This is a genomic window from Yimella radicis (assembly GCF_054778255.1).
Genome location: NZ_BAAGZR010000020.1, coordinates 1 through 12,355 on the forward strand (window position 1 = coordinate 1; position 12,355 = coordinate 12,355).

At 65.6% G+C, this 12,355-nt stretch carries 7 protein-coding genes and 2 rRNA genes; 5 read left to right on the forward strand and 4 right to left on the reverse strand.

Annotated elements, in window-relative coordinates; genetic code table 11:
- The 3 genes from ACYU8W_RS11585 to lysX form a co-directional block, all read left to right on the forward strand.
- Window positions 1-231: ribosomal RNA gene (locus ACYU8W_RS11585) — 23S ribosomal RNA — on the forward strand; the annotation flags it as partial.
- A gap of 103 nt (window positions 232-334) precedes the next feature.
- Window positions 335-452: ribosomal RNA gene (gene rrf, locus ACYU8W_RS11590) — 5S ribosomal RNA — on the forward strand.
- Window positions 453-621: 169 nt separating this feature from the next.
- On the forward strand, window positions 622-4,044 hold the full coding sequence (gene lysX, locus ACYU8W_RS11595; RefSeq protein ID WP_499469211.1) for a bifunctional lysylphosphatidylglycerol synthetase/lysine--tRNA ligase LysX: 3,423 nt from the start codon (window positions 622-624) through the stop codon (window positions 4,042-4,044).
- A gap of 6 nt (window positions 4,045-4,050) precedes the next feature.
- Here lysX and ACYU8W_RS11600 read toward each other — a convergent pair whose 3' ends face one another.
- Window positions 4,051-7,473, reverse strand: coding sequence for an error-prone DNA polymerase (locus tag ACYU8W_RS11600; RefSeq protein ID WP_499469213.1), 3,423 nt, complete (start codon window positions 7,471-7,473; stop codon window positions 4,051-4,053).
- Between the two features lie 25 nt (window positions 7,474-7,498).
- Complete coding sequence (locus tag ACYU8W_RS11605) at window positions 7,499-9,079, reverse strand: DNA polymerase Y family protein (protein WP_499469215.1); 1,581 nt, start codon at window positions 9,077-9,079, stop codon at window positions 7,499-7,501.
- A 201-nt stretch (window positions 9,080-9,280) separates the two neighbouring features.
- On the opposite strand from ACYU8W_RS11605, the gene ACYU8W_RS11610 reads away from it, so the two are divergent.
- Window positions 9,281-10,204 (forward strand): DUF2382 domain-containing protein, encoded by a 924-nt coding sequence (locus tag ACYU8W_RS11610; protein ID WP_499469217.1) that lies wholly within the window; start codon window positions 9,281-9,283, stop codon window positions 10,202-10,204.
- Window positions 10,205-10,270: 66 nt separating this feature from the next.
- On the opposite strand, the gene imuA' is transcribed toward ACYU8W_RS11610, so the two are convergent.
- Window positions 10,271-10,888 (reverse strand): DnaE2-dependent mutagenesis accessory factor ImuA', encoded by a 618-nt coding sequence (gene imuA', locus ACYU8W_RS11615; protein WP_499469219.1) that lies wholly within the window; start codon window positions 10,886-10,888, stop codon window positions 10,271-10,273.
- Window positions 10,889-10,968: 80 nt separating this feature from the next.
- Between imuA' and ACYU8W_RS11620 the strand changes: the two genes are divergently transcribed.
- Window positions 10,969-11,457, forward strand: coding sequence for a phosphoribosyltransferase (locus ACYU8W_RS11620; protein WP_129625986.1), 489 nt, complete (start codon window positions 10,969-10,971; stop codon window positions 11,455-11,457).
- Window positions 11,458-11,522: 65 nt separating this feature from the next.
- Here the strand turns inward: ACYU8W_RS11620 and ACYU8W_RS11625 are convergent, their stop codons facing one another.
- Window positions 11,523-12,032 (reverse strand): ferritin, encoded by a 510-nt coding sequence (locus ACYU8W_RS11625; RefSeq protein WP_129625985.1) that lies wholly within the window; start codon window positions 12,030-12,032, stop codon window positions 11,523-11,525.
- Window positions 12,033-12,355 lie beyond the last annotated feature (323 nt).

Consider the following 12,355-nt stretch of genomic DNA (forward strand, 5'->3'; position numbering starts at 1 on the left):
ATGGACGAACCTCTGGTGTGTCAGTTGTTCCGCCAGGAGCACCGCTGATTAGCTACGTTCGGAAGTGATAACCGCTGAAAGCATCTAAGCGGGAAGCACGCTTCAAGATGAGGTTTCCATGCCCCTTTGTGGGTGAGAGGCTCCCAGTAGACGACTGGGTTGATAGGCCGGACGTGGAAGCACAGTAATGTGTGTAGCTGACCGGTACTAATAAGCCGATAACTTACTCAAACCCTTCACAACAAAGGGTTCCTGCAGTTCATGCTTTAGCGTCCACTATGCGATATCTGAAACAACACGCAACAAACCTGTTGGCGTCATAGTTTCATAGTGTTACGGCGGTCATAGCGAAGTGGGAAACGCCCGGTCACATTCCGAACCCGGAAGCTAAGCCCTTCAGCGCCGATGGTACTGCACTCGGTAGGGTGTGGGAGAGTAGGACACCGCCGGACTTCTCTTTAAAGGCAAAGGGCCGCCCCTCAGGGGCGGCCCTTTGTGCATTCCTCGGCCGGTTCTGGCGTTCATTTTCGCCCCAACTACGCGGATCGCACCGGCGTCCTGCAAGATGGTCGTCGGGCCTCGGGAATGAGGGTGCGAGAAGCAGAATGCGGAGGCCGCTGGGTGAGCGTCAGCAGGGTATTCAGGCGCTCGATCAATTCGTATGGCGGATCCGCCGCATCGGTACGTCTCAAGACGGGCTGGCGCGAACGGGTCGCCGTCTGGCTCGGGCGTCTGCTGGTGGTGGCCGCCCTGTGGTCGCTGACCTCGCTCCTGCTGGGGTTGGAGATCATCGGGTTGGTCGTCTCCGACCTGTTCTCCCTGGCCGGGCTTCCATCAGAACCCAGCCTCTTCATTGCGGCCCTGACACTCGTCCTGGCCGGGGCCGTCCGCAGACGTCTGCGTGCTGCCCACACCGTGGTGCTGGTTGTCATGCTCGTCGCGCTGATCTCTTCGGCGTTGCTGGTCTACGTCGCCTGGGACTCTCCCGAGTGGCTGACGGTCGAACAGGTCAACGGCTGGACCCGGGACTACATCGAGATCCGCTCAGGCGTCGCGTTCAATCTGGTCGCGCTGTCGATACAGACCGTCGTCTTCATCGCGCTTCTGCTCAGCAGGTCCGCATTCCCGGCCCGTCTGCAGAAGGGCAGCCTCCGGCTCGGTCTCGGGGTGCTGCTGAGCGGACTGCTGCTGTCCGCGTGTCTGTCCTTCGCGCTGACCTGGTTCTTCCCGCACACGCTCAAGGGCCCGGGAGAGCGTGCACGTTGGAGCGTCCGTTCGGCGTTCGGAATCGAGACCCCGCCCGGCACTCCGGTCTTCGACGGTCATTACGGGCCGCACTGGATCTATGTGCTTGCCGGCCTCACGTCGGCGATCGCGCTGGTGCTCGCGCTGCTGGCGGTGTGGCGGGCCGGCCACGGGGCGGGATGGCAGAGCGCCGACCAGGAACTGGCGGTCCGCCGCCTGTTGCTGGAGCACGGAGAGGACGACTCGCTCGGCTACTTCGCCACGCGCCGCGACAAGTCCGCGGTGTTCTCACCGGACGGCCGGGCGGTCCTCACCTTCCGCAACGAGGGAAGTGTGAGCGTGGCCAGTGCCGACCCCATCGGCGATCCGGAGTCGTGGCCCGCAACCATCGAAGCCTGGCGCAAGCAGTGCCGTGAACTCGGTCTGTACAGCGCGGTTCTTTCCAGTGGTGACAAGGCGTCCCAGATGTATGTCGACGCCGGCCTGCGGGCCTTCCCATTGGGCGACGAAGCGATCATCGACGTCGACTCCTTCAGTCTGCGGGGTCGGTCCATGCGTCCGGTGCGACAGGCGGTCACCAGGATCAACCGGGCCGGATACACCGCCGAAGTTCGTCGACACGGTGACCTGAACCCCGATGAACTCGCCGAGATCGAACGCCTGGCCACCGAATGGCGCGGCAACGAGACCGAGCGTGGTTTCTCGATGGCGCTCAACCGACTTGGTGACCCGGCCGACGGTCGATGCGTACTCATCACGGCCCGAGACCGCGAAGGTGTCATTCGTGGTTTTCTGTCGTTCGTGCCGTGGGGCGTGCGCGGTGTGTCCCTGGACCTCATGCGTCGAGACCGCTCCGCGGAGAACGGTCTCAACGAGTACCTGGTCGCCAAGCTGATCGAACTCGGCGGTGACCTGGGCATTCGCCGGGTGTCGCTGAACTTCGCCGTGTTCCGCAACGTGTTCAGCACAGCCGATCAGGTGGGTGCCGGTCCGGTCACGAAGCTGACGGATGCTGCGTTGTCGTTCGCGTCCAGGTTCTACCAACTCGAGACGCTCTATCGGTCCAACGACAAGTACCGCCCGACGTGGGTTCCACGGATGCTCTGCTACGACCCCGCCCTCACCGTGGCCCGCGCCGGGCTGGCGATGGGTATTGCCGAGGGCTTCGTGCGTCCGGTCGGTCCTCGCTTCCTCATCGGACCTCGTCCGGGTGAGAGCCAACCGGTGCGCACCGAGGAGGGGTTCAACGAGACCGTGCGTGAGCAGGAACGCGATCTGCTCATTCCGGAACCGGACGCCGTGCAACTCAGCGAGCAACAGTGCGTCCGTCGAGGCAAGCTGGAGCTGCTGCGTGAGGCGGGTTTCGAGGGCTACCCCGTGTCGGTGCCGCGCACGCATCGCGTAGCCGAGCTTGTTGCAGCACACAGGGGGATGGCCCCGGACACGACGACCGACGTCGCCGTGTCGGTCAGCGGACGCATCCGTGCCTGGCGCAATCTGGGCGGCGTCACCTTCGCAGTCCTCGACGACGAGGGCTCACGGATCCAGGTGATGGTCACCGTCGAAGGAACACCCCGCCAGGCGCGTGAACTGTGGCGCCGGACGGTCGACCTGGGCGACCTGGTGAGCGTCACCGGCGTGGTCGCGACCTCCCGCAACGGAGAACTGTCGGTGCTGATGCACTCGTGGCGCATGGCGTCCAAGTGCTTGAGCCCCATGCCGGTGATGCATACCCGACTGTCGCAGGACCTCCGGGCGCGCAACCGTTCCCTCGACCTGCTCCTCGACCCGAACTCACTCGCGATGCTGCAGCGCCGGTTCATCGGCGTGCGAGCCATGCGTGACGTCTTCACCGACAAGGGGTTCGTCGAGGTGGAGACGCCTATGCTTCAAGCGATCCACGGCGGCGCGACCGCGCGTCCGTTCAAGACGCATATCAACGCCTACAACATGGGCCTGTACCTGCGCATCGCACCCGAGCTCTACTTGAAGCGGCTGGCGGTCGGCGGGATGCAGCGGATCTTCGAACTGAACCGCAACTTCCGCAACGAGGGCGCGGACGCGACCCACAACCCGGAGTTCACCTCGTTGGAGGCGTACGAGGCCTACGGCGACTACGACACCATGCGCGAACTCATGCGGGAGGTCGTGCTGCGCACCGCGGTTGCCGTGAACGGCCGTCCGGTCGCCTTGCGGCCCAACGCTTCAGGGGGAGTGGACGAGGTCGACCTGGACCGTCCGTGGCCGGTCGTGACCGTGCACGAGGCGGTGTCGAAGGCGGTCGGGCAGACCGTCACCAGCGCTTCGCCGCTCGCCGACCTCGCGCAGATCTGCGCCGCCCACGGTGTAGGTGCGCCGGCCGGGGCCGGTCCGGGCAAGCTGGTGATGGAGTTGTACGAGGCACTGGTCGAGAAGCAGACCGCGTTCCCGACCTTCTACAAGGACTTTCCGGTCGAGGTCTCGCCGCTGGCGCGTCCGAACCGCAACGACCCGAAGTTGGCGGAACAGTGGGACCTGGTGGCGTTCGGCGCGGAGATGGGCACCGCGTACAGCGAGCTCATCGACCCCATCGATCAGCGCGAGCGTCTGACCCGTCAGTCGATGGCCGCTGCCGCGGGCGACCCGGAGGCGATGGAGGTCGACGAGGCCTTCCTCGGGGCACTCGAACTCGGCATGCCGCCGACCGGTGGCCTGGGATTCGGTGTCGACCGACTGATCATGATGCTGCTCGGCACCAACATCAAAGCCACGCTCGCGTTCCCGTTCGTGCGTCCGAGTGGTCACGGCGACGACGACTGAACCTGTTCAACGGAAGTCGCGCGACCCGGTACGCACGCTGATCGTGAGCGGTTCCAGCCGGTCGGCGACCAGATTGGTGATCGCCATACCGTCGGCGGCCGAACTTTCGAGGATGCCGCGGATGACCATGGCGGGCGCCGTGCGCGCGATCCGTCGGTAACGGTGCCACACGCCACGACTGACGATCACGTTGAGCAGGCCGGTCTCGTCCTCGAGGTTGAGAAAGGTGATGCCGCTCGCGGTGGCCGGACGCTGCCGGTGGGTGACGACGCCGGCCACCTCGATCCGGCGTCCGGACTCGACCGTCCGGCAGGACTCGATCGGTCGAACTCCTCTGGCGCTCAACGCCTCCCGGTTGTGCCGGATCGGGTGATCGTTCGGGCTGATGCCGGTCGATTGCAGATCGTGCTGCAGGATCTCGCCCGGAGTGAGCAAGGGGAGCAGCGGTGGTTGGTAGGGCACGGTGAACTCCAACTGGCCCTCGCGGACGGTCGCCGCCTCCGCGGACCGCCACAGGGCATCACGCCGCGAGCCGGCGATGCAATCGAGCGCGCCGCTGAGCGCCAGAGCCTCCAGTTGGTCGGCGTCCAGCACCGCCCGGCGGGACAGATCGGCCAGATCGGTGAACCCGCCGTCCTTCTGCCTGGCGGCGACGATGCGTTCGGCGGCTGCCGCGCCGAGGTTCTTGATCTCGTCGAACCCGAGCCGTACGGCGAACGGGGCATCACGCCGGTGCTCGGCGGTGTCGTCGGGCCGGCTCGGGTCGAACAGTCCGATGTCGTCCTCGCTGTGGTCGCACAGACAGTCGGGGAGTCCGGAGGGGGAGGCGGGGGAGGTGATGGAGTCGTCGATCGGTTCGAGTCCGGCGTACACATCGGAGCGGTGCAGATGCGGCGGACGCACTTGCACGCCGTGGCGGCGGGCGTCACCGACGAGAGTCTGCGGTGCGTAGAAGCCCATCGGTTGCGCGCGCAGCAGGGCGGCGAGGAAGGCGGCGGGGTAGTGCAGTTTCAGCCAGGAACTGGCATAGACCAGCACCGCGAAACTGAGCGCGTGTGACTCGGCGAACCCGAAGTTGGCGAACGCCTCGATCTTGTTGTAGATCTCGTCGGCCACTTCGGGACTGATGCCGTTGGCATACATACCTTCATAGAGCCGGGTCCGCAGGGCGTCGATCCGTTCCACCCCGCGCTTGGAACCCATTGCGCGGCGCAGCAAGTCGGCGTCGGCGGGGGAGCAGCCGCCGACGCTGACCGCCATCTGCATCAGTTGCTCTTGGAACAACGGGACGCCGAGGGTGCGTTCGAGCACGTCCTTCACCAACGGATGTGGGTAGGTGATCTCGTCCTCGCCGGTGCGCCTGCGGATGTAAGGGTGGACGGCGCCGCCCTGGATCGGGCCGGGACGGATGAGCGCGATCTCGACCGCGAGGTCGTAGAAGCAGCGGGGCTTCAGGCGGGGAAGGGTGCCCATCTGAGCGCGGCTCTCGACCTGGAAGACACCGATGGAGTCGGCTCGGGCGAGCATGTCGTAGACCCCGCGTTCACCCTTCGGCAGCGTCTCGATGTGCCACTGCTCGCCCAGGTGCTCCTGCACGAGATCGAAGGTGTACTGCAGCGCGGCCAGCATGCCCAGGCCGAGCAGGTCGAACTTCACCAGTCCCATCCACGCGCAGTCGTCCTTGTCCCACTGCAGGACGGTGCGGTTCTCCATCCGGGCCGGCTCGATCGGGCACACCTCACCCACCGGTCGCTCGGTGAGCACCATGCCACCGGAGTGGATGCCCAGGTGCCGCGGGAAGGTCAGCACCTGTTGCGCCAGGCCGATCACCGGTTGGGGGATGTCGTGGTCGGCACTACTGATGTCGGCGCCCCACCGTTCGACCTGCTTGGACCATGCGTCCTGCTGACCTTGACTGTGCCCCAAAGCTTTTGCCATGTCGCGGACGGCGTTCTTCGGACGATAGGTGACGACATTGGCCACCTGCGCCGCGTTGCGTCGGCCATAACGCCTGTAGACGTACTGGATCACCTCCTCGCGTCGTCCGGAATCGAAATCGATGTCGATGTCGGGTGCTTCTTCGCGTAGTTCGGACAGGAAGCGTTCGAACGGCAGCCGGTAGAAGATCGGGTCGATCACCGTGATGCCCAGCACGTAACAGACCAGGGACGCGGCCGCCGACCCGCGGCCCTGGCACAGGATGCCTTCGCCACGGGCGAAGGTGACGATGTCGTGGACGATCAGGAAGTAGCCGGGGAAGTCCTTGGCCTCGATGACGTCGAGTTCCTTGTCGAGCCGCTGGCGCACCTCGGTCGACATCGGCGAGAACTTCTGTGCCGCAGCGGTTTCGACCAGTTGTCTCAGGTAGCTCATCGACGTGTGTCCGGTCGGTACGTCCTGCTTCGGCAGACGTGGGGTCGCTGCACGGAGCCGGAAGCCGGACTGGTCGGCGATCTCGACGGTGCGCTCGATCGCACCGGGGAACCGACCGAACCGTCGCTGCATCTCGCCCCCGCTGCGCAGGTGAGCCTGGTCGGACGCGGGTAACCAGCCGTCGAGATCGTCGAGACTGCGCCGTGCGCGAACGGCCGCGACGGCTGTTGCGAGCGGGTAGTTCTCCGGGGAGGCGTAGTGGACGGCGTTGGTCGCCACGACGTCGAGTCGGCACCGGCGAGCCAGATCGGCCAGTCGGTCATTGCGTGGACCGTCACTCGGGTCACCGTGATCGGTGAGTTCGACCAAAACGCGATCGTGACCGAAGAGTTCGGCCAGACGCTCGAGTTCGCTCATGGCAGCGCTTTCATCACCTCGCGAAAGTGCTTGCCGGACAAGGCCTTTGCGGCACCCGGTCAGCACAAAACTTGACCCGGAGGTGATGCTTGCGATGCGGGCGAGGTCGTGCACCGGGCGCCCCTTCTCCGCCTCCGGGTGTAGGTGACCGTCGGTGAGGGCGGTGGCCAACTTCCGGTACCCCTCCACGCCATCGGCGATCAGGACGAGGTGATGTCCTTCCGGATCGGCGTTGCCGTTCTGCGGTGCGCTCAATCCGAACGACAGCTCAGCTCCGTACATCGTGATCAGGTCGCCGTAACTCTCGGCAGCTTCGGCGAGCCGGACGATGCCGTACAGCCCGTCATGGTCGGTGAGTGCGAGCCCGTGCAGCCCGAGCGCCACCGCCTCGGTGACGAGATCCTCGGGCGAGGAGGCACCGTCCAGGAAGCTGTAGTGCGAGTGGGCATGCAGTTCGGCGTAGGGCACGACGACGTCGGGGCGGTCGATCCTGGCCGGAGTGAACTTGGCACGTTTGCGGGAGAACGCCGGCCCGTCACCACCGTCGGCGACCAACTCCTGCCGCACCTGCGGGCGGACGCCGTGAGAGAGGGCCTGCTCCAGTTGCGACCACGGGATCGGCGGGTTGTTCCATCCCATCCCTCACCACCACAACCTGCGTAGGTCAGTCATAGCGAGCCTCGATCCACCAGCCGTTCGGTGCGGCGATCAGCAACCACGCCTGGGATGCGTCGTCGATGATCTGAAAACGATTGACCTGCAACGGTTTTTGCCACCAGTGCTGACGCAGTGGCCAGGGTCCGTTCCATGCGACGATCCGGCGCCGGGGAGACCGATCATGGGCCGGCCGCCAGTGGGTCGGCGGATGGGAAAGGTTGCCGCGCGAATCGACCCCGACCGCCTCGCCGTCGTCCGTGCTCACCTCTGCGGGGCGGGCTCGTCGGAAGACGGTGGCCGGTGCCGGGCCTGGGACGGTGCCCGGCCAGGGTTGCTCCAGCCGGGCCTGGGCCGGGGCGGCATCACCCCACGGACGGATCGCCTGTCGCTCGTGCAGCAACCGTCCGCCGACCAACGTCGCGCTGCACACGCCCGAGTGACCGAGTTCGTGCTGCAGCGAGGTGAGTGCATGGACGATGTGTCGGTCGGGGCGTTCTCCCCAGAGGCCTTGAGCGTGTTCGCCTGCAGCCGTGGGAGATTCGGCGGCGACGGCCACGGAGCTGATTGCGTCGAACCGGGTCTCCTGTTCGGCGTCGAAGTCGTCGAGTTGCCACCGGACCCGCTCGACCATGTCGTCGACTCCGAAGGGCCAGGTGTGCCGCCACCGGCGTTCGTGTACCACTCCTGCCTCGGTGCGCAGTTCGACACGGATCTCGTGGCAGACCTGTCCGGCACGGCGCAGGCGCTCGGTCAATTGCTCGCAGTGAACGCGTACCCAGTGGGTGATGGTGGCGGTGTCGGTGGCCGGTGGGTCGCAGACCGCACGTACCGAAAGATCGGTGGGGACCGGGGATGTGCGCAACAAAGGAGCGTCCTGCCCGCTCGCGAGTCGGTGGGCGCGCAGGCCACCCTCGCCGAAGCGTGCATGAACCTGTTGTCGAGGCAGTCGAGCGAACGCGCCGAGGTTGCGAATACCGATGCGGCGCAGAGTTTTTGCCAGGTCAAGTTGATCGACCTCCTGCGCGACGGCCTCGACCGGCAGGGTACGTAGGAAGCGGTGGGTGTCGTCGGCGGACAGGTTGACGAACGGACGTTCGGGTGTCGTCGCGTACGCGGCCTGCTCTGCTGCGAAGAGTCCTTCGGCGACCGCGATCCGGGCGTCGGGGACGTCGGTGTCGCTCAGTTGGTCGAACAGGCTCTCCACCACGGCGTCCTCGCTGCCGTAGAAACGCGAAGCACCGGCGATACGCATCGCGATCGTGCCTGGACGCAGCACCTGCATGTGGGGAACGAGCTTCTCCACCGTACGTAGAACCGGCGCGAAGCATCGCTCGTCGAGTGCCGGGTCATGTTGCAGGACAACAAGGTTCGGACACCGTACCTGCGCTTCTCGGACCCGTAGGCCGACGGTCACGGCTTCCTGGGCCGCGGTCTCGCAGACCGCGACGAGCCGGCCGGCCCGAACCAGTGCGAAGGCCGACGGGGCGGCGCTTCCCATCGAGCGGCGTACCGCCTCGATCGACCAGTTCGGGCACCACACGACCAGCGCACGCGCGGGGCGTGTGCTGAGCGGGATGGACGCGGTCATCCATCGAGTATCGAACATGTGTACGAACTAGGCAAGCGCGGTGAGTCGCGGGGCAGGGGGGACATCAATCAGAAAATCTGTCGCTCCGCAAGCCCCAACCTCGTCCCCGGGCATGACAAAAATGAGGTGTGACTGTTTATCGAACAGTTCTTGGGAGAGCAGAAAGTCTCAACCAACATCTCTTGAAAGGGGTTGTAGTTCATGACGCTTGACATCAATCGACTGCACGGCCAGAACGTTGTCGACCAGGACGGTGACAAGGTCGGTTCGATCGGCCAGGTCTATCTGGACGACGAGACCGACCGCCCCACCTTCGTGACGGTGAAGACCGGGCTCTTCGGCAACAACGAGACCTTCGTTCCGCTGGACATGGCGCAGAACGACGGTGACGACCTGCGTGTCCCGTACACCAAGGACTTCATCAAGGACGCGCCGAACGTCGACGCCGACGGTCACCTGTCCGAGCAGGAGCAGGACGAGATCTACCGCTACTACCAGCTCGACGGTGGCCGCGCCGGCGGTGTGGGTGACGGCCGTATCGGCAATGACGGCGACCGCGACCGTGACGGCCTGGGTGCTGCCGGTGCTGCTGGTGAAGTTGCCGGCCGTGGCGGAGATGTCGACCGCGACCGTCCCGACACCGGCGACCGCGACCGACGCGGCTTCGACGGCGACGACAACTCGGTCGTCCGTCGCGAGGAGGAGCTCAAGGTCGGCAAGGAGCGTGTCGAGACCGGCCGCGTCCGCTTGCGCAAGCACGTCGTCACCGAGCAGAAGACGATCACCGTACCGGTCGAGCGCGAGGAGTTCGAGGTCGTCCGTGAGCCGATCACCGATGGCGACGGCAGCCGTGGCGGCAAGCTCGGCGACGACGAGGTGTCGGTGACCCTCTCCGAGGAGCGTCCGGTGGTCGAGAAGGAGGTCGTCGACAAGGAGCGCGTCGGACTGCAGACCAACAAGGTCCAGGACGAGCGCCGCGTCGACGCCGAGGTCGCCCGTGAGGAAGTCGTCGTCGACGAGGACGGCCGTCGTGGTGTCGACGGTGGTCGCGACGACAACCGCGGCCTTGCCGACAAGGCGAAGGACAAGGCTCGCGACCTGAAGGACGGCCGCGACAACCACTGATCTGTCGTGATCGCATGAAGTGGCCCCGGGGTTCTCCCGGGGCCACTTCTCATGTCGCGGAAGATCTCACCGACGGTGCGGTGGTGGCCACTGCACGGTGGCGCTCGTGGTGCGGTGACCGCGGGTGCACGAGATCGTCAACTCGCGACTCACCAGGTGGCCATGGCCGTGTTCGAGCCCGTGCCAACGATCGGCGGTCACCTCGAAGGTGCTGGTCGCCTGCGGCCAGGCGCCGGCAACAAGCAGGGTCGCGCCCCGGTGGCGCAGGCGGGCGAGCAGTCGATTGCGCAACCCGGGTGTGAGGGGTGGAGCAGGGCGAGCGAGGACAACGTCGATCGCCTCGATCAGCGCGCAGACGGTGTCGAGCCATTGCTCGGGTCGTACTCGTGGGATGAGGGCAAGACGTTCCAGGTCGACGCCCCACTCGTCCGCACACTCCAGGCCCAGATCCGGGAAACCGACTGTGGCGCACCATGATCCGGCAGCGGATGCGCCGGCCATCAAGGCGATTCCCAGGCTCGTCGAGTTGGTGATGCAGTGAACGGTGCCCACTCGTAGTCCTGGCCCGACCAGTTCGGCCAGGGCGGAATGGGTGGGCAGCGACTGTCCGGCCGGCTGTGCGCGGTGCAGTTCGCTGCGTAGGGCAGCGATCGTCTCCAGTCGATCCGGAAGGGTCGTGGCCATCCATTAAGCATCGAACACATGTTCGATATATGCAAGCGGCCGGTGCACACGTTCGGGACGGCATGCGGCAGGATCTACACATGGCTGCTGAGCGGGAAGTGCTGACCTACGAAGACTTCGGGCGTGCGGTGCGCGAGGTCGCCCAGAATGTCGTCGATTCCGGCTTCGAACCTGACCTCGTCCTGTCGATCGCGCGTGGCGGTCTGCCGTTCGGCGGCGCCCTCGGGTACGCGTTGGATATCAAGAACGTGTCGGTGGTGAACGTCGAGTTCTACACCGGCGTCGACCAGCGACTGGACGTGCCGATCATGTTGCCGCCCACACCTGCGGCGGTGGATCTGTCAGGGATGAAGGTGCTTGTCGTCGATGACGTGGCCGACACCGGCAAGACGCTGAAGCTGGTGCAGGAGTTCGTCGCCGACCACGTGGCCGAGTCCAAGATCGCGTGCATCTACGAGAAATCGCGCACGATCGTCAACTGCGACTATGTGTGGAAGTACACCGATCAGTGGATCGACTTCCCATGGTCGAGCCAGCCGCCGCTCACCTCCTCGCAGACCAAGCACTGATCGTCGCGCTGAGCCAACGCAAAGGCGCCGTCCCGAATCCGGGACGGCGCCTTTCGTATGTGCGATCAGGCCTCGGTGGACTCGGTCGGGCGCTTGCCGAGTTCCTCATCCAGGCGCAGCAGTCCCGGACCGTCGTCGTTGATCAGCTTCACTCGTCCGACGATCTCGCTGACCGTCGCCTCTTCCTCGATCTGCTCGTTGAGGAACCAGTTGAGCAGCGGGCGGGAGTCGAGGTCGCCCTCCTTCTCGGCCGCGCGGTACAGGTCGCGGATCGAATCGGAGACGCGCTGCTCGTGCTTCAGCGCGGCCTCGAACGCGTCCAGCACGGTCTGCACCTGCACCTGCGGTGCGGGGATGGTGCCGATCTTCGCGTCGTTGTCGCGGTCGGCGACGTGGTCGATGAACTTGTTCGCGTGCACGATCTCCTCATCGGCCTGGTGGCGCAGCCACGCTGCCATACCGGGAAGATCCATCTCGTCCATCTCGATCGCGAGCTGGCGGTAGACGATCGATGCTTCGAACTCGAGGGTGATCTGGTCGTTGAATGCCTTCTCCAGGGCGTCGCTCATCTTCATTCCACGAGCCTAACGCGCGGCACTTCGCGGCGCCGCTGAGCAAAGCCTCAGCTTGCTGCCGGTCGGATGCTGCTCAGGATCCGCGGCAGTCGATTCTTCGGGTCCGTTCTTCGACCAGGTGCCACCCCACGGGTTGCCGAATGGGCCGTTCCAGCTGGCGTCAGGGAGCGGCAAATGCACGAGGGAACGCCGTTTGCGGCGTTCCCTCGTGTGTCATGACGCGTCACTTCTGGGACACATGAATGTCGTCACTTCCGGGACACTGTGCCGGGCTTGTACCGGGGGACGGTCGTGAAGTGCTTGGTGGGTGGCGGCCAGGCGAC

What these genes read in the sequence shown, in the direction of transcription:
- ACYU8W_RS11620 (WP_129625986.1), top strand. Translation starts at nt 10,969, where the DNA reads ATGGCTGCTGAGCGGGAAGTGCTGACCTACGAAGACTTCGGGCGTGCG.
- ACYU8W_RS11600 (WP_499469213.1), bottom strand. Translation starts at nt 7,473, where the DNA reads ATGGGATGGAACAACCCGCCGATCCCGTGGTCGCAACTGGAGCAGGCC.
- ACYU8W_RS11610 (WP_499469217.1), top strand. Translation starts at nt 9,281, where the DNA reads ATGACGCTTGACATCAATCGACTGCACGGCCAGAACGTTGTCGACCAG.
- imuA' (WP_499469219.1), bottom strand. Translation starts at nt 10,888, where the DNA reads ATGGCCACGACCCTTCCGGATCGACTGGAGACGATCGCTGCCCTACGC.
- ACYU8W_RS11625 (WP_129625985.1), bottom strand. Translation starts at nt 12,032, where the DNA reads ATGAAGATGAGCGACGCCCTGGAGAAGGCATTCAACGACCAGATCACC.
- ACYU8W_RS11605 (WP_499469215.1), bottom strand. Translation starts at nt 9,079, where the DNA reads ATGACCGCGTCCATCCCGCTCAGCACACGCCCCGCGCGTGCGCTGGTC.